This window comes from Planctopirus limnophila DSM 3776, from assembly GCF_000092105.1.
In the GTDB taxonomy this organism is placed as follows: domain Bacteria; phylum Planctomycetota; class Planctomycetia; order Planctomycetales; family Planctomycetaceae; genus Planctopirus; species Planctopirus limnophila.
In genome coordinates this window covers 3,938,400-3,955,995 of sequence record NC_014148.1, presented here as the reverse complement: position 1 = coordinate 3,955,995, position 17,596 = coordinate 3,938,400, and the positions used below count along the sequence as shown (strand labels likewise).

Below are 17,596 nucleotides of genomic sequence, written 5' to 3'. Positions count from 1 at the left end.
TTCCGGGTGGAATAGAGATTGTGTGATCGATGAGGGGTTGAATTCACCCTTCCTTCCATGACATTCTCGCAATGTCATTGGTATGCACCGTCGCTTGGTAGCTGACAACGCCTGCCGCCGATGCCAGCATACTGACTTCCGTTCGTGCTCTTATAATGGCAGTAACGGGTAGACGATTCTTTTTGAGAACTTTGTACCATCGAGGGATTCGTGGGCTCGGCGTCCACCCTTCTTCCGAAAGATACTGGCGAAATTTTTCTTGGCTGGCAGTGGGATGCACGACTCTCAGATCAAGATCTAAAACAATGTACATCGCTGATTCCTTCCATAAGATCAGGAAGTGATCCCTAACCACACTCATGGACCAAACAGCCATTAGAGCATTTTCTGTATGAACGTTCCATCAGTTCTCAGGTTCTGAGACTGTTTTGGCCCGCGTGTGTTCACTTTGGAAGCTGGTAAGAATTCCTTTGTCAGGCGTGCTACCCGCCTCCCCAGTACGTCAAAACAGTGGGCTGCGTGGGTCAGGTGGGATGATCTGCTGATGGCGGTCGTAGCGAACATGGAAGCGGCCACGGCCTGCCAGCCAACTGATGGTGCGTTCCACCACCTCTGTATTGTTACTTTCCGGAGTTTTTCCCAGTGCACTTCCATGAGCGGTGTTTCTGCGGCGAATGTGGGGGATGATGCCACGAGCCAGGGGTATCTGACGAGCGGCTTCACTGTCATTGCCTACGTCGGAGAACAGCATTTTTGGGCACCTACGCGATCCGGCTGCGTGTGAAGCGGATGTGGGCGAAAGCCTGCATCAAACCGAAGGCCAACCGCAAGGCAAGAAAGCGGTGCGTCAAGGAGAGCTACCGGCATCGGAATGTGATCGAGAGGTTCTTCGGAGCCCTGAAACGCTTTCGCCGCATCGCCACCCGTTATGATAAGAAAGCCGCGAACTTCGCAGGCTTCCTCTGGCTCGCATCCCTCTTAACCGATCAATTCTGAGTGTGCAAAGGTTCTAGTAGACGTCACGACAGTATCGTTGACACTGGATCATGTTGGCCACAAAATCTCCTGTCTCTTCCTCACTAAGCATACCATACTGACCAATAATCTGGCGAAGTGTCTGATCAACATCTACAGCCATCCGCTTAGCGTCTCCACACACGTAGATGTGAGCCCCATCTTGGAGCCACTTCCAGAGTTCGTCTCCCTGCTCGAGCATTCGGTGTTGGACGTAGATCTTCTCCTCCTGGTCGCGGCTGAAGGCGCAGTCAAGCCGTGTTAACAGGTTACACTTCTGTAGTTCTTCAAGTTCTTCACGATACAGAAAATCGGTCGTTGCCCGTTGATCACCAAAGAAGAGCCAGTTTTTCCCCGGAGCACATGTCACCCGGCGTTCCTGCAGAAATGCACGAAAGGGGGCGATTCCTGTCCCTGGCCCAATCATGATCACAGGCGTCTCTGGATTTTCTGGAAGCGTAAATCCATGCGATGGTTGTATGAACACCCGCACGCGACTGCCGGGTTTCAGACGATCGGCGAACATTGTCGAAGCGACCCCCTTGCGCTCACGACCTTGAAACTCCCATGCGACACGTCCCACGGTCAAGTGAACCTGGTCGGGGCAGGCCTTCAGTGAGCTGCTGATGGAATAGAGTCTTGGCTTCAAGGGCGAGAGGACCGCGAGCAACTCCGCCGGTCGTAATTGCGACGGAGAGATCCGCGTGAGTAGTTCGAGAACATCCCAGCCATCGATCAGGTCGCTCTCGGCGATCACTTGCCGGAGCCATTCCTGATGCTCGGGTTCCCATGTGACAGCCAGCAATCGCTCGATCAATTCATCGGTGATTTCTGAAAGACAGAATTTTTCCGCCAGCGCAGTCGAGAGCGGCAGCGTCTGTTCGTCGACGACCGCCATTTCGTCTCCTTTTGCACCAACAGCCTGAACCACTTTAGAAACCAGCTCCGGGCAATTGGACGGATAGACTCCTAACGAATCGCCGACACGATAGGTCAAGCCGCTCCCTGTAAGGTCAATTTCGACATGGGAGGTTCGCTTGTCGGAACCTTCGCCATTAAGTTCCCGTACAAGACGTAATGGGGCTTGGTACGGGTTCTGCCGATTCCAGACCGATTGTCCTTTGGCCGAATGACCTGTTAGAGCGTCGAGGATTTCGTGGGCCACCTTCCCGCCGGACGTGTTCCCATTGGCATGACCGTTCGTATGACTGTTGGTCCCTGATTCGGTAGGCCTGGTGAACAACTCCTTGAGGACTTTCGCGGTCTCTTTCCCTCCGGGGGTGCAAAGTTTGAGACTCTTCTCCTCTCCGCTGATGATGGCCTCGGCATAACGCTGACAGTTGTAACCGCAAGTGCCACAATCGAGCTGTGCCATCGCTGCCATCATCAGCCGTTGTAATGGTTTTCCTTCGGCCAGCCGCAACCGCTCGTCGAGTGGAAGCGCCGGGTCGTGCCAGGGAAAATCCTCTTCCACTTTCTGTGTGGTAGAGAGTTCACTTTCCGGTGAATCGGCCAATGGCAAAACTGCTTCAGGCGAGCAACCCGGCGTTGTGCCTGTTGATTGCAGTCCGATCCATCCTGCCAGGAAACCATTCAGCCAGGCGCGCTGCTCTTCCGTGAAGGGCGCGCTTTCGGGAAGAATCGAGAAGGTTTGAGTCATATCTTGTACTCCCAAAGATGTGGGGAAACTGGTCGGAGATTATCGGCTTATGGAACCAGCACGGGATGGAAGTGAGTCACTTCCCGCAGTCGCTCAATGGAATGCCGATTGATGAACTTCGAGAACGGCTCGCACTCGTCGCGGGCATCGACATAAAAGCCGAGAAGCCGCTCAACAAGGCGGGGAACTTCGGTAAAGGGAACCTGGGGAAAAAGCTGGCGGCCGATGGCCTGCTGGTCTGCATAGCCGCCACCAACGACGATCTCGTATCCGTCGACCAGATCGTCGTCGACTTCGACCTTCGTCCCGCGTAAGCCGATGTCGCCAATGTAATGCTGAGCACAACTATGATGGCAACCGGTGAAGTGGATGTTGATCGGTGCGTCGAGTTCGATCCGCTCATCAAGATGATCTGCCAGCAGCAGCGCGTGGCGTTTGGTGTCGGCAGCGGCGAATTTGCACCCCGCGCTTCCCGTACAGGCAATCAGTCCACTACGTACAGACGTAGCGCGCCACTCCAACCCCAGATTTTCAATTCCCCGCTGGACGGCAGGGATGTCAGCAGTCGCGATATCTGGGATGAGCAGGTTCTGCCAGACGGTTAATCGGATGCGGCCGGAACCATGTTTTTCCGCAAGCCTGGCCAATCCCCGGGCCTGGTCGCAGGTGAGGCGACCTACAGGCAACACGACGCCGCAGTAATGGCGATCCTCTTGCAGCTGGGCATGGAACCCGATATGAGCCCAGCGATCAACGGGACGGGCTGGTTCGCAACCTTCGCTACTCATCCGGAGGAGAGGCCTTCCCAGTTCCCGCTCGACATGTTCGATGAATTTCGCGAAGCCCCAATCATCGAGCAGATACTTCAGCCGGGCCTTCTTGCGGTCGGTGCGGTCGCCGTGATCGACGAACACCTTCACGATGGCCGAAGTGACGGCAATACTTTCACTGGGCTTGATGAGGATGCCCGTATCGCGGGCGAAATCGTGGTGCCCGGTGATGCCACCGAGCGTCAAGCGAAAATAGATGCCAGCTGGGCAGGCGTTCGTCGCGTTCACTTCGGCGACTCGCACTGCCTGGAAGCCGACGTCGTTTGTATCTTCCAGGGTCGCGATGCGTCCTCCGCCGTCGAAGCTGATGTTGAACTTTCTTGGCAGGCCGTAACACTCCCGGTCATTGAGAATATGGTGGTGCATTGCCTTGGCATAAGGGAGTGTATCGATCAGCTCGTCTGCATCGAAGCCAGAAGTCGCCGACGAAGTCACATTGCGGATGTTGTCGGCTCCTGAGCCTTTATTGACGAGTCCCAACTCGATAAGGCTTGTATGGACTGCGCAGCCGTTTTCCGCCGAAATCTCGCGAAGTTGCAGGTTCGCCCGCGTCGTGACATCCAGATAATGGCCCGCATGCTCCTGGGCCAGATCGGCAATGCCGCGAAGTTGCCAGCTCCTGAGTTCGCCCCCCGCGATCCGCAGTCGGCACATGAATGAATCCTGAGCGGGGGCCACCTGGAACAACCCGTGAAACTTCCATAGAAAGACATCTGTTCCCTTGGGAAACACGCCTTCCGCCGCCGCCGCCTGCATTTGCGGCCAGATCGACAATGGATCCTTGTCTCGCTTCGCCTGCTCTTCATTTGAGAGTTTTTTGCCTTGTGCCAGAAACCTTTCCTGAGCGGCGAGTTCTCGATTCCTTCCCGTGGCAGGCAATGCGGCTTGTGTTGCCCGCGGCCCGATTTGAATCGTTGTCGCCAGACTGTTAACAGCTTCCACACAGCCACCCCCGCTATCTGCAATGACAGGCAAGCCTTTCACCTTGCGGGCCACGTCGGCACCCAAAGCAAACCCCTGGAGATAACTCTTCTGACTATCAGTGAAACCGTTGTTTTGGGTCATGGAAAAGCACCACTTGAAAAGGGATCAATTCACGTGATTGGAATCGGCGGCCAGGGTCGACGGGTGGTTGTCAGTGAGTCTTCGAACCCTCAGCGCTGGTTGGCAGGAGTTAGGGGTTCGCGAAGATGCTCAACCCAGGCCACCAATTGCCCAAGACCACACCCTTCGAGGATTCAGGAACGTACTACGCGACGAGGAACGAAACGCGTCAATATTCACTCCGCACCTCCCTTGACGTTGACGGCGCAAGCCTTGTACGAGGGCTGCTTTGAGTACGGGTCGAACACCGCGTCGGTTAACTGGTTCGTCCCCTCGTAATGCATCGCAATGAAGACCTGTCCTTGTCTCACAGCAGGAGTCACGAGCGCCATCGCCCGCATGCGGCCTCGTCGCGACTCGACGGTGACCCAGGCGTTATGGGCGATCTTGAGTGCTCGTGCATCAGCCGGATTGATTTCGATAAACGGTCGCTCGGGATACAACTTCCTGAGGACCGGCGACTTCGCAGTGCGGGTCTGCGTATGCCATTGCGAAGCGCTTCCCCTTCCAGTCAACAAAATGAACGGATACGCCTCGTTGGGCAATTCCGTCAAAGGGCGGGAGGCCTCAAAGAGGAATTTTGCACGACCGTCGGCATGATAAAAACAACCATCCTCGAAGAGACGCCGCTCTTGTACGGGGGCGGTCATCCCTTCAGGGCAGGGCCATTGCACCCCCCCTTGTTCTTCGATCCAGCGGTAGTTCTGAACGCCCGTGAAGTCGCAGGGCATACCGCGCGAACACTCCTTCAGAACTTCAAAGACGGCTTCGGGCGAAGACCAGCGCCGGAATTGCTCTCCGCAGCCCCAATACTCAGCAACCAATTGAAAGATGTGGAAGTCGGCCAGCGCTTTCCCCGGCGCACGCCTGACCTTCTTGATACGACCAATGCGCCGCTCGGAATTAATAAACGTCCCCTCTTTCTCGCCCCAGCCAGCGGCTGGAAGGACGAGGTCAGCCATCTGGGCCGTTTCCGTATTGTGGTACATGTCCTGCACAACCAGGAAATCGAGCCGCGAAAGCATTTCACGGGCCAGGTTCTGGTTGATCCACGAGTGGGCCGTGTTGGTACAGATGATCCACAGTCCTTTGATTTTCTCTTTGAGAATTCCCTCCATGATTTCGTGGTACGACCAACTGTTCTCGGTGGGGATGACACTCTCATCCATGCTCAGAATGCCCGCGATCTTCGCGCGGTGATCGGCGTTCTTGAAATCGTGTCCGCCCAGAAGGTTGGTCGTGTTGCTGAAGAGCCGCGAACCCATGGCGTTGCACTGGCCCGTGATCGAATTCGCTCCGGTTCCGGGTTTGCCAATGTTCCCCGTCATCAGTGCCAGATTGATGATCGACTGCGCGGTACGCACCCCCTGGTGGCTCTGATTGACCCCCATCGTCCACCAGAACGAGACTCGCTCTTTCTCGTGGATCGTGCAGGCGAATCGCTCAATCTGGTTCGGCTCAAGACCCGTTTCGGATGCAGTGCGGGCCAGGCTATAGTCGTTCACGAAGCGGGCGAATTCCTCGAATCCCGTCGTCGATAGCTCGACGAACTTTTCGTCAATCCGGCCTTGTTCGATGAGGAGGCGGGCCACGCCGTAAAAGAGTGTCTGATCGGTTTTGGGCTGGATGGCCAGATGCTGGGTGGCGTACATCGTCGTTTCATTGCCGCGTGGATCAACGACGATGATCTCCGGCGAACGGCGGTTCCGCATGACGCGCTCCCACATAATGGGATGGGCAATGCAGGGGTTACTACCCACGAACACCATGGCGTCCGATTCTTCGAAGTCGGCGTAGGTGTAGGGAGGCGCATCGAAACCGAACGCCTCTTTGTAGGCGACCACTGCCGTCGCCATGCACTGCCGCGTATTGCCGTCGCCGTGCCTGAGGCCCATGCCGAACTTGGCCACCGCGCCGAGCAATGCCATCTCTTCGGTGGGCATCTGGCCTGTGCTGATGAACGCCACTGAGTGGGGCCCGTGCTTTTCCTGAATCTGTCGAAAGCGGCCCGTGAAAAGTCTCAGCGCTGCATCCCAGTCGACAGGTTCCAGCCTTCCGTTCTTATCAGCTCGGTACAGAGGTGTCGTCGCGCGGTCGGGAGCGTCGAGGACACGCAAGGCTTCCCACCCCTTCGGACAAGCCATGCCGAGGTTCACCGGATACGAAGTAGTTGGCGACAACCCGATCGCTTCACCTTCCTTCAAATGGACTTTGAGGCCACAACCCGTCGAGCAGAAGCCACAGACCATGTCCGTCGTTGCGTCGGGCAACTGGCTTTGGGGCAGTTGGCCCAGTCCAAAGCCTGCGGGTTGTTGCAGTAACGCGCGCGTCAGGGAACCCTCTCGCTGATGGAGAAGTGTCTGTAATGGCTGCATAATGGGGTTATCCTGATACCAGCTCATGAACGCACTCCTCCGGGCATACGCGGGTTCGACACAGCGGAGAAGAACAGATAACGCTCGAGCAATTCTCCCCCCAGGCAGGCAACCCACATCTGCCCCACGAAAACGGCCGATGTCGTTGTGAACTGGATCGGGTCATGAATCGGAACGGCCGCAAAGGCTGCGGGGATGACCACGCCTCCAACGACTCCCAACACGAGCCGTCCGATGGAAAAACCTCTCAGCGGGCCGACAACCAGGAGTGCCGATCGCTTGAGCGGCGAATTGCGGAATGTCGCCAGATGCCGCAGCAGCGAGATGTCGTAAAGCAGCTTGAGTGTGGTCAGGATGATTACCGAGCGGGCCAAAGGGCGAGTCAAGTTTTGAGCAAGCTGATGCCACTCGTCATCGCTCAAAAAACCAACGGCCAGCCACATCATCAGCCAGATTGTCGCCACGCCCAGAAGTATCGTCGTGAGGCTAAAGCGGATCAAAGTTCGCTCCAGCGACCAGAGTTCCCTTCTGGTGAAGACGTAGATCATCACCGAACAGAAGACACCGATAACTCCCACGCACGCGACACTCGGTGACAATGTCGGGAGGAGTTCACCAGCCAGTTTCCCCCAGGGACTGCCCGAGACCTCCAGCAGTGGCAATCCCCAGCAAAGCCCGGCAAACGGTACAGCGAGACCTGCAAATAATCCAAAGGCCACGATTTCCCGGCTGAGCCAGGAATGCCGAAATCCCAGAATCCCTCGGAAAGCGTAGAGTGGCCGTCCCAGATGAAGCGTGCTGGCTCCCAGTGCCAGCAAACCCAGCACGAGTGCGCCTGTTGCATGAATGGGACGAAAAGCGGTGGCGAGTTCTGTATCAAGTGCCTCTTCCAGGAAACTGCCCGCTGCGAATGCTCCAACCGAAAGCTGTGTCAGCACCAGCATCACGATTAATGGCCAATGGGGATGTTGCGGGCTGACCGAATAGTAATCCGCCGGGAGCATATTGCGGGGAAAGACCCGCGTCGTCCTGTACGTGGTTGTCGGTAGAGTGATGTAAGGTTCGGGAGCAGCGGGGAGGAAGTGGTCTGCCTCCGCATTTTCGGTGACCCGCGACACATCGACGATTCGGATAGAGATGGCCTCATGAGGGCATGCCTGTACACAGGCCGGTGCTTCGCCATTTTTCAGGCGGTTGGAACACATGTCGCACTTGCGGACGATCCCCTTGGCAGCGTGGTACTTGGGGACGTTGTAGGGACAGGCCAGCGTGCAGTATTGGCAGCCGAAGCATTGATCATCGAGATGCCGGACGATACCCGTGAAGGCGTCTTTTTCGTAGGCGTTTACCGGGCAGGCGGTCATGCAGGCCGGTTCAAGGCAATGATGGCAGGCGGCTGTCACATGCTGCATCACGGGAAGCGTCTCGGTTCCGCCGATGAGTAATCCTACATCGCGCCAAGTCTCCGAATCATCCAACCCGTTCAGAGAGTGGCAAGCTGTCACACAGGCCTTACAACCCGAACAGCGATCGAGATCGACTTCGAAGCCGTACTGCTGCCCCGGGCCCACGGGCGTCGCAGGCAGCAGACTGGCATAGAAACGGGCCTGATCGGGTAATTTGCTGCCGTTGATCGTCCCACCGGCGTGCTCCTTTGCGAAGAGTTCGACGGCCGAGAGCTCCCGCTGTTTTTGCAACAGTCGGTGAACCATCTGCTCGCCTTTCGAAGGCGGCGCGGAGACCGATCCGAAGCCTTCCAGCAGATCTTGCAGACTCAGAGGCCTCGTGATTGGCAACGCGTCGCTCATACGACCGGACTCTCAAACGGAGGTCTTTTCGAACAAAATGGTTGCCCAGGGGTGGCACGTCTCTGAGGTCTTCCGAAGGGCATGTGATTCGCGAACGCACGATTCAAAGTTCACATCCTTCCTCAAAGCTTCGATGAGTGTCCTTCTCATGAGGGATTTCGAGTGCAGGATCCGCGAACGGCGCGAGCGACTGCTCCGATCACGGGATCCTGCATCAGGAGACAGGAGTGATTTCATTGAAGCTCACACAGCTTGGACACCGGCTGGTAAAACGGGGGCCGCCTCGTCTCCTGTCAGGATCGGAAGCGTGGCCTCTTCGCTTTCGATTTGAGGCGCGAAGCGGATGGCTAGTATGCTGACTGATACCAGCGTCACGATCACCCCGAGAATGAACAGAGCCGTCGGCCAGGACACCACCGAACTTTTGAAAAGAAATCCAGCCGCGACAGCCGCCGCATTTCCACCGGCTCCAACGATCCCGGAGACCGAACCGAGTGCCCGCTTGTTGATGAATGGCACGACCGCATAAGTCGCCCCATTCGACATTTTGACAAAGAGACCTAATAGCAGCATCGCGGGAATGGCAAACTGCAAGGTTCGGGCCTGCGAGAAGAGCATAAGAGCCATCCCTTCCAGCAGGACGACAATGAACAGACAGCGGACCCGGCCCGACAGGGCCCACTTCGCCGCACACCGATCTGAAGCGATGCCGCCCAGCGCGCGGGCGAAGAGGTTCATTGAACCAAAGAGTCCTGCAACGAACCCTGCGATGCCCAGCGCGTAGACTGGATCAGCCGTTTTCAGCTCTTCGAAATAGTCGATGAAATAGAGTGCCGCGATGTTGTCGAGCGTCAGTTCCATCCCGAAACAGGCCCCATAGACGAGAAACAGAATCCAGACGCGGTAGTCGCGACAAGCTTCTTGAAACGTTCCCTTGACTGCCGACTTTTGAGACATTTTCCCAGTAGCGCGAAGCTCTGCAAAGTTTCCCTCTGGAGTATCCTGCGTGAGGAAAAAGTAAGCGATCCCCGTGATAGCGCAGACCACTCCGGCCAGCAGCATACAGAATCGCCAAGAACTGGCCGTTGACAACCCGAACGCGACCATGAGAAGTGCAAAGAGCGTGGGCATGACCATTTGCGTCACCCCGCCCCCAAGATTCCCCCAACCGGCAGTAGTGGCGTTTGCTGTGCCAACACAGTTCTTTGCAAACATGATCGAAGTGTGATACTGCGTGATCACAAACGACGCACCGATGGCACCGATCGCGATGCGGAACATTAAAAACGTCGTGAAATCGTGGGCCAGTCCGATTCCCATCACAGGGATTGAAGCGAGCACCAACAGCCCGCTATATGCCAGACGGGGGCCGATCCGGTCGCAAAGCCAGCCGACATAGAGCCGCGCAAGAACTGTGATCGCGACCGATCCAATAATGCACCAGCCCACCTGATCCTTGCTGAGGTGCATTTCATCGCGAACGACTGGCATCAGTGGTGCGATGCCGAACCATGCGAAAAAACACAGAAAAAACGCGAACCAGGACATGTGGAACGCACGCATGGGTGGGGTCTTGAAATCCCACAGCCGGATCGATGTCGCTTTGGCGGAGGTGGTCATTGAATGAGCCTTGTCGTGCGTGAACAACTTCCTATCCACCCTGACGACGAGCGACTGTCGTGCTTCCCTCGGAGCAACACCCCAGATGGAAGACCGGTGGATGACTCACTGATCATTGATTTCGGCTCACTCTCTCTGGAGGGGCCTCAAGGGAGAAATGGTCTAGATCTGATGCAGCGGCAACTCAGATTCAGGCAGCTTTGATTCCAAAGAACGAAGAAGGCTCCATTTGTTCGGTTAACCGAACTCAAACTCTTCAATGAACCATGTGAAAGCCATTCGTGGTGCAATCCATTGAGGCACGATTGCATGGTTTTGGAGCGGAGTTTTTCTGCTGTTTGAAAACTTCAAATGCCAGTTATTCCCGTGAATCCACGGGAAAATGTAATTCACACTCGATCGAGGCATGTGTTCATAACGGCTTCGGCACGCAGTTTTCATCGATAATTATTCAGCAATGACTGGTGGAAAGTTGGATTCACGAAACTGGTATGTCTCCAACGGTCAGTTCGTTTTTCAATCTCTCGTAAGAACGCACGCTGGACTGTCCTCAGAGAAACGGGTTGATGACGCAGGAATCGGAAAAACTGATTCAAGGCCTGGGGCGGCGATATTTCGTTGTCTTGGTGGTAGTCGCTTCGTTGCTTCTCGTCGATCAAGCCCTGCTGCAACCATTGCTTTTTCGGCTCAACGGCTTTGGGCCGGTGATCAATCTCGCGGGCCGACAGCGCATGCTCAGCCAGCGGATGACCAAAGCGGCCCTTGCCATCGATCTTGATCCTTCGAAGGCGGAATATTGGCGAAGGGAATTGCGGGACTCGTTAGATCGCTGGAAGACTGTTCACACAGGACTTTTGCTTGGCGACGCTCAATTGGGGTTACCTCCAGTCAGGGATGCCAGAATTCTCCACGCATTTGCCGAGCTTCAGCCTCACTTCCAGAAGCTGTCGCAAGCGGGGGAACAAGCCATCCAATCCGCCAGCATCCCGGGCGAGAAGCGATCTACCATTGATAGTGATGTTTCCGGCACTCCTCAGATACCCGTTTTGACAACTGATGACCAGAGGGTCGCGATCCAGTTGTTGGCAGCCGAGCCCGGGTATCTTGAGCAGATGGAGCGGGTTGTTGATCTGTTCCAGATCGTGGCAATCGAGCAGGTGAGTTGGCTCAGGGGTTTGAGCCTTGCGTTAATGCTGGGTGCGCTTTCTGCCATGGTGGCGTTGTCGTGGCTAGTGCTCAAACCGGCCAATGAACTGATTCGTTCGCAATGGCAGCGAATGAGAATCAGCGAAACACAATTTCGTTCGCTTATCGAGCGAATGCATGACGGACTGGTCGTGCTCGACAATGATCATCGCATCCACTATGTGAATGACCGATTCGCTCAGATTTTGTTTCGAACTGTTGATGAACTCAAAGGAAGCGACATCGTCAGTTTGGCGGCTCTTCCATCTCAAGCAGAACTGAAGATGCTTTTGCTCAGTGCCAATGTCTGTTCCTCATCTCCCTGTGAAATTGAGTGGCAACTCCCCGCGTCGCTGAAATGCATCACTTTGACAGCCGTTGGATATCAGGAACTCGACGATCATGGTGCCAAGGCGTTGTTCCTGATAGTGACAGATATTTCAGATCGAAAACTGGCGGAAGACCGGCTCAAGGATGCACACCGCGAATTGGAAGAACGCGTGGCACTGCGAACAGGTGAACTCCGCGACGCCAACGACGAACTGATGCACCAGATTAAAGAACGGAATCTCGCCGAGGAAAATTCCCGGCGATTAATGATTCAACTCGCCCATGCCAACCGCGTCACCAGCCTGGGCCAATTGGCCACGGGTATAGCACATGAAATCAATCAGCCGTTGGGCGCGATTGCGGCCTATTCTGAAGCACTCCCTCTCGTACTGCAAAACCCGGATCAGCAATCTGATGAAGCCGCACGGATCGCCAGTCGTATTCGCGATGCCGCATTGAGAGCGGGATCGATCGTGAACCGCATGCGGTCATTTTTGCGCACATCCAAAAGTGAAATGAGATTGTTGTCGATCAACCCGCTAATCGAAGAGGTTCTCGCACTTTGCTCGAACGAATTGTCTGAACAACGAATCGAAGTGGCGAAAAACACCAGTGATTCCGAAGATCTTTGTTTCCAGGGCGATGCCGTCCAGATTCAGCAGGTTCTCATGAATCTGATCCGCAATTCGATTCAGGCCATGAGTGGAGTTTCTGATCTTCCCCGGCGATTGACGATCACCTCTTTCCAGGAAGATAAAAAACTCGTCCTGGTGGTTGAAGATACAGGCCCGGGTTTCCAGGACAATTGGCTCACGACTGGACCCTTTCCTTTTCACACCACGAAATCGGATGGCCTCGGCATGGGGTTGTCGATCAGTCAAACTCTCATTCATTCACATTCCGGTGAGTTGACCCTGGAAAACAATTCCTCAGGTGGTGCACGCGTCAGTTTCAAATTGGCAGTTATTCATGACAATTCCCCCAGTAATGTCGCCCACAGTTTTTGTCGTTGACGACGACGAGGATCTGCGCGATTCCGTTGTGACGTTGCTCCGCGCTTCGGGGTATGTAGTGCGTAGTTTCGTCAGCGGAGATGATTTCGCTTCGAAGTATCAACAGACACAACCCGGCTGTTTGCTGTTAGATATCCGCATGCCGGGAATTGGGGGCCTGGAACTCTATCAACAGCTCCTGCTACAAGGCCGACGTCTGCCGGTGATTTTCATGACAGCACATGCGAGCGTCGAAATCGCGGTCACGGCCATGAAATCAGGAGCTATAGAATTTCTGGAGAAGCCATTTGAGTCGCAGCGACTATTAAAGCTCGTCGCTCAAGCCCTCGAACTGGATGCAGCATGGCGGCAAAGTGAGTCGCGATTCGAGCGGCTCGAAACCGCCGTTCAAGAATTGAGTGCGACAGATATCGAGACGCTGGATCTCATCCTGCAGGGAGAAAGCAATAAAGGTATGGCTACCAGACTGTTTATCTCTGAACGAGCCATTGAACTGCGTCGTCAGCGCCTGATGAGAAAACTCAAAGTTCAAAGCCTGGCAGAACTGCTGCAACTTACGATTACACATCGAGTGCTCGCAGAAGTCCGCCAACTTCAGAGAAATGAGCAAGGAAGAGTACCTACGCTAAATCGTATTCAATGAGGGCTTAGGTATTTCGACTTTTGGGGGTATTGTGCTGTTTTGTCGAATAGCAGCAGTTCACTCTTAGAGCCTGACAAAAACCGCTTTGTTGATTAAAAGTTTGGGTTGGTGTCCTGATCAGCACGCAATAACAGAGGGCAGCGAGTGCCAGGTGGTTCCAGGCGTGGATGATTTGCTGATGCCGGTCGTAGCGAATGCGGAAAATGCCCAGCCCGCCGTGCCAACTAATGGTACGTTCCACCACCTCTGTCTTGTGACTTCACAGGAATTTTTCCCAGTCTACCTCCGTGGGCGGTGTTTCTGCAGCGTATGTGGGGGATGATGCCGCGACCTTGGAGTGCCTGGCGAGCAGCTTCACTGTTGTAGCCTGCGTCAGCATACAACGTTCGTGGACGCTTCCGAGGTCTTCCTGAGGCCTCGTTCAAAATCAGTAACGCTGGTTGGCGAAGATTGCCAGTTTGCGTGCAACCTGTCTCCTTAAGGCAAACGACAATTCGTCATGGAGAACTCGCGCGCGAAACCCTGAGAATCTCGATCTTAACTCATTGAAGTGGGACGAGATGAACCCTTTTATGATTTCATCTTCTGCAGAAGCCCAATCTTCAACGGGACCATGCACAGGAGATTCATCATCGACCATTTAGCCTGATTCCAAATTTTTGTGCCTTGATGACATTCAACACGTGGATTTTGGTAAGACCCTGATTTGTATTGGCACCTCAAGCCGATTCCAGCGGTTGTAAGAGCCTTCCAGAGCAACTCACTGACAGCTAAAAAGAAACCAGCCCGGGCCGCAGAGGGATCCCTCTGCGACCTGAGCAGGTGTGACTGTGTAGTGGACGATCTGCAGCAGCGATTGATTTAAGCGATTGCCAGTTCTGTACGGCGGAGGGGTGATTCCTGTTTCTGATCGAACACAGGGGCTCGATCCACCTCCTCCGCTTCCGGACCGGTGGTGATCACATGATCGTCACCCGGTGGGATCAAGCTGTCGGGGTCGAGTGGCATGAGGATGTAGATCCGCTGGTGCTGGTCCAGCCGCACAGGCGAGTCACTTTTGTGGAATGCCAGTTGTTGGAATCCCATTTCGAGGGCCGATACCAGGAACCGGGTTTCCAGACAGACCTTTCCGGGCAGGCCATGGCGTGAGGAACGGCTCAGGCGGATTTCCGTGGCCCGGGGAGAGTGATTCGTGCGGCAACGGACGATCGGGACATCGCCCGTAAGATCGACTGTCAGCGGCTGATGCATGGTGGGCAATCGGCTGGAACAGGTTTCGAGCATCCGGTGCAGCAGTTCCTCCAGCCGGGTGGCATCGAGCGGATGGAGTTCCAGCCGTGTCGCGTCGTCAGAGAGCCACGGCACCACACGATCCACCGGCGGATAGTGGGACTCCGTGTTGAGCTTGAGCCCGACTGTCCAGTGCCCCAATTGCAGCACGAGATCGTGTTCTGTCCGGCCCATTCGCACCGTTTTGACTCGCTGCAACTCAAGAGCTTCGAGCAGATCTGTACCCTGCACAAGGAGATCCTCAGGCCACGGGAGCTGAATTCCCCGGTGAATCAAGAGTTTTTGGCTATCGGTCCCCGCCAGCTGCTGACGGGAGCCACTTAGCTGAACGCAGTTGAGGGCATACCGCGTGCTGGCACTGTCTCGGACTGCCATCACCTGCCGCAAGGCACTCAGGAACTCTGGCGGACACGAGAAGTATTCCCGGGGATGCTGGAAGAGATGCTCGTCGGGGGCATCGAACACCGGAAACTCCCGCTCGACCGCAAATCCCGAAACAGACCAACTTGCCTTCACGATGTCCTGATCGATTTCCAGTGTGACGACCTCGGCATCAGACCCCTGACATTCCCGCAGGAGTTCCGCCGAGACAGTGACGCGGGTGACAGGTTCTGAGGGTGTGCTGGAGCGGGTTTCGTGAGAGCCAGGTTCGCGTTCCCAAAGGCCCCAGCAGTCTTTCGTGGCACAGAGGATTCGCAACTGCGATCCGGCTTGCACCAGTGTGATTGGGGGTTGAATGCGGCGGGAGAAGTTGACCAGTCCCGCTTTACGAAGCACTGCCAATACCCGGCGGGCTTCGCCGCGTGTGAAGAGCAGCATGGAACACCTTTCGAGGGAAGAGATTAAGCAGGATGAGAAACACAAACACCCGCCCCCACTGTGTCAGAGTGAGAGCAGGTCGGTTCAGGTGATCGACAGGTTGTTCGAGTTCAGCCGTTACGACAGCCAGCGACTGACAGGTGAAGGGCATCCCAGTCGAGGTAGAGATCCAGCAGTTCGTCGTCGGCCAGAGGTGGCGAAAGATCAATCAGTTCGAACCCTCGCTGATGGATCACCGCGAGGTCATCGCCCGTCGTTTCAGAAATAGCTCGTTCGAGTTCATGTCGAGTCATGAGGGAGAGGCTCCTTTCGAGAAGCAGTGTTGTTTCAGCCAACAAAAAAACTCCCCGTCTCTCACGCTGCCGAAACAGCCGCGAGAACCGGGGAGTGAAGAACCGTCTTTGAGAAGGAAGAATTCAGTGCTTCAGGAGGCGATGCTCCAGCAGCCAGTCGACTTCGGCCTGCAGGGCCTGGTTCCGCCGATCAAACGGCCCCAGCTTCGGCCCTTCCCGCAACTGGGCCCACCAGTGGCCCGTGCTGTCAGGTTCGACATCACTGGCCCGTTCGATCTGCAAGAGGCCCAGAGCCGCCAGATCGATCACTTCCGTGTAGAGGGTCGTCACTGAACCATCGGGTTGAACCAGCAGGTCCGTGGTGCGCAGATCCATATCAGGCCTCCTCGGAAGATCGAGGACGAACGATGGAGCGGCGGGGTCGATCAACAAGGAGTTGATCGAGCTGCGACTGAACCGCTCCCATCTGCCGGGAGAGCTGTTGCCGCAGGCTGGGTTGATCCCGCAGCGCCTGCGGAGACACCCCTTTCAGCAGCCCTTGAGCCTGCTCAACGAGCGTTTCGAGCTGGTCGTGAGAACCAATCTGGAGTTCTTTGAACCGCTGGAAGAACTCATGCAGCCGGGAGACAGCCGAATCCCGGAACACTTTTGGGGCTTGATCCCCACTGCCAGAGATCCGTTCGCACAGATGCGACACCAGGCTATTAAATTCATCCAGAAAGGCCGTCTCTGCCAATTGGATCGCTTCCTCGAACCGGGCCGAGACCCGGGCGCATTCCCGCTCATAAAGCTCGGGGGCGATCGATTGGAGGTGTTCGGGCGGGGCAACACTGGGATAATCCCATTCCACCCCAAACTCGTGTCTCAAAGCGGTGGGATAATCACTGGGATCAAACAGCGAACCCAGCCGCTGCCGGGCCTGCCGCTTGAGATCGTCGAACTCGGCATCCAGTTCCCGCACTGCCCGATCGAGTTCTTCACGGAATGCTTCCAGTTGAGCATCGAAAGTATTGATCCGTTCCTTGCGGATCAGCCGCAAGCCGGGTTCAGGGAACGGGAGTGAAGTGCTTTTCCAGTACTGGATGATCTTGCTGCGGACGGCGGTCACATTCCGGTAAGCAGGAGCACTCGTGTCAAAGAGCTTCTTACCCGCTGACAGGAATTTCTCAGCCGCTCCAAAGGGTTCAGCGGCCTGAGCCTTCTGGCTGTGAGTCAGTGTCCGGCTGGTGCCCAGCCAGTGAAAGCTGACGCGTACCGCCGTCGTCAGTTCGCGGAGTTCCCGCGCCAGAGGGCGGGAAGCGGGAGTCGAAGTGTCTGTCTCAGATTCGGTGGCCAATAGTGTCATCAGGAATATCTCCTTTCAGGAGGGGAAGGTTGGTATCTGAATCCAGGGGAACAAGTTCGTAGTGCGTCATGAGCTGGCCCAGTTCTTCACAGACGTCGGCTCCCTCCCAGGTACGCTCTGGGTTCCAGAACGGCATGCCTTGCTCATCCTCGTCGCGATAGAGAATCTCCTGAATCGCTGTGACGAGTTGCTGGAGTTCGGGGAGCGAGAGTTCGCGGGCACGACGCATGGGAAGATCTCCAAGGGAAAAAACATTCAGCGGAAAAA

15 protein-coding genes are annotated in these 17,596 nt (G+C 55.7%); 3 read left to right on the top strand and 12 right to left on the bottom strand.

All coding sequences use genetic code 11. From position 1 onward, the window contains the following. Positions 1-43: 43 nt before the first annotated feature. Positions 44-313, bottom strand: coding sequence for a hypothetical protein (locus PLIM_RS15700; RefSeq protein WP_013111309.1), 270 nt, complete (start codon positions 311-313; stop codon positions 44-46). A gap of 189 nt (positions 314-502) precedes the next feature. Next, a complete protein-coding gene (locus PLIM_RS15695) occupies positions 503-751 on the bottom strand; it encodes a hypothetical protein (RefSeq protein ID WP_052301603.1) in 249 nt (82 codons plus the stop codon). Between the two features lie 2 nt (positions 752-753). Between PLIM_RS15695 and PLIM_RS24775 the strand changes: the two genes are divergently transcribed. Beyond that, positions 754-996 carry a transposase gene (locus tag PLIM_RS24775; protein ID WP_041401942.1) on the top strand — a complete coding sequence of 81 codons (243 nt, stop codon included), beginning with the start codon at positions 754-756 and terminating at the stop codon, positions 994-996. 13 nt (positions 997-1,009) lie between these two features. Here the strand turns inward: PLIM_RS24775 and PLIM_RS15685 are convergent, their stop codons facing one another. The 5 genes from PLIM_RS15685 to PLIM_RS15665 form a co-directional block, all read right to left on the bottom strand. Next, positions 1,010-2,674 (bottom strand): sulfite reductase subunit alpha, encoded by a 1,665-nt coding sequence (locus PLIM_RS15685; RefSeq protein ID WP_013111308.1) that lies wholly within the window; start codon positions 2,672-2,674, stop codon positions 1,010-1,012. 47 nt (positions 2,675-2,721) lie between these two features. Beyond that, complete coding sequence (locus PLIM_RS15680) at positions 2,722-4,569, bottom strand: NirA family protein (RefSeq protein WP_013111307.1); 1,848 nt, start codon at positions 4,567-4,569, stop codon at positions 2,722-2,724. Between the two features lie 215 nt (positions 4,570-4,784). Then, positions 4,785-7,010 (bottom strand): molybdopterin oxidoreductase family protein, encoded by a 2,226-nt coding sequence (locus tag PLIM_RS15675; protein WP_013111306.1) that lies wholly within the window; start codon positions 7,008-7,010, stop codon positions 4,785-4,787. Beyond that, positions 7,007-8,695 carry a DmsC/YnfH family molybdoenzyme membrane anchor subunit gene (locus PLIM_RS15670; RefSeq protein WP_230849326.1) on the bottom strand — a complete coding sequence of 563 codons (1,689 nt, stop codon included), beginning with the start codon at positions 8,693-8,695 and terminating at the stop codon, positions 7,007-7,009. The genes PLIM_RS15675 and PLIM_RS15670 overlap by 4 nt, the downstream gene beginning before the upstream one ends. 339 nt (positions 8,696-9,034) lie before the next feature. Then, positions 9,035-10,411: an MFS transporter gene (locus tag PLIM_RS15665; RefSeq protein WP_013111304.1), complete on the bottom strand. Its 1,377-nt coding sequence runs from the start codon at positions 10,409-10,411 to the stop codon at positions 9,035-9,037. Between the two features lie 566 nt (positions 10,412-10,977). Here PLIM_RS15665 and PLIM_RS15660 point away from each other — a divergent pair. Both PLIM_RS15660 and PLIM_RS15655 read left to right on the top strand, forming a co-directional pair. After that, complete coding sequence (locus PLIM_RS15660) at positions 10,978-12,939, top strand: type IV pili methyl-accepting chemotaxis transducer N-terminal domain-containing protein (RefSeq protein ID WP_013111302.1); 1,962 nt, start codon at positions 10,978-10,980, stop codon at positions 12,937-12,939. Then, entirely contained in the window at positions 12,914-13,582 is a 669-nt protein-coding gene (locus tag PLIM_RS15655; RefSeq protein WP_052301602.1) for a response regulator transcription factor, read from the top strand. The genes PLIM_RS15660 and PLIM_RS15655 overlap by 26 nt, the downstream gene beginning before the upstream one ends. A gap of 861 nt (positions 13,583-14,443) precedes the next feature. Here the strand turns inward: PLIM_RS15655 and PLIM_RS15645 are convergent. The 5 genes from PLIM_RS15645 to PLIM_RS15625 all read right to left on the bottom strand — a co-directional run bounded on the left by PLIM_RS15645 (position 14,444) and on the right by PLIM_RS15625 (position 17,558). Beyond that, positions 14,444-15,691: a hypothetical protein gene (locus PLIM_RS15645; protein ID WP_013111299.1), complete on the bottom strand. Its 1,248-nt coding sequence runs from the start codon at positions 15,689-15,691 to the stop codon at positions 14,444-14,446. 110 nt (positions 15,692-15,801) lie between these two features. Beyond that, the gene (locus tag PLIM_RS15640; protein WP_013111298.1) at positions 15,802-15,984 is read right to left on the bottom strand and encodes a hypothetical protein; all 183 of its coding nucleotides are present in this window, start codon (positions 15,982-15,984) and stop codon (positions 15,802-15,804) included. A gap of 123 nt (positions 15,985-16,107) precedes the next feature. Next, positions 16,108-16,359 (bottom strand): hypothetical protein, encoded by a 252-nt coding sequence (locus tag PLIM_RS15635; protein WP_013111297.1) that lies wholly within the window; start codon positions 16,357-16,359, stop codon positions 16,108-16,110. Between the two features lies 1 nt (position 16,360). Further along, entirely contained in the window at positions 16,361-17,329 is a 969-nt protein-coding gene (locus tag PLIM_RS15630; RefSeq protein WP_013111296.1) for a hypothetical protein, read from the bottom strand. After that, a complete protein-coding gene (locus PLIM_RS15625; protein WP_013111295.1) occupies positions 17,304-17,558 on the bottom strand; it encodes a hypothetical protein in 255 nt (84 codons plus the stop codon). The genes PLIM_RS15630 and PLIM_RS15625 overlap by 26 nt, the downstream gene beginning before the upstream one ends. Between the last annotated feature and the right edge of the window lie 38 nt (positions 17,559-17,596).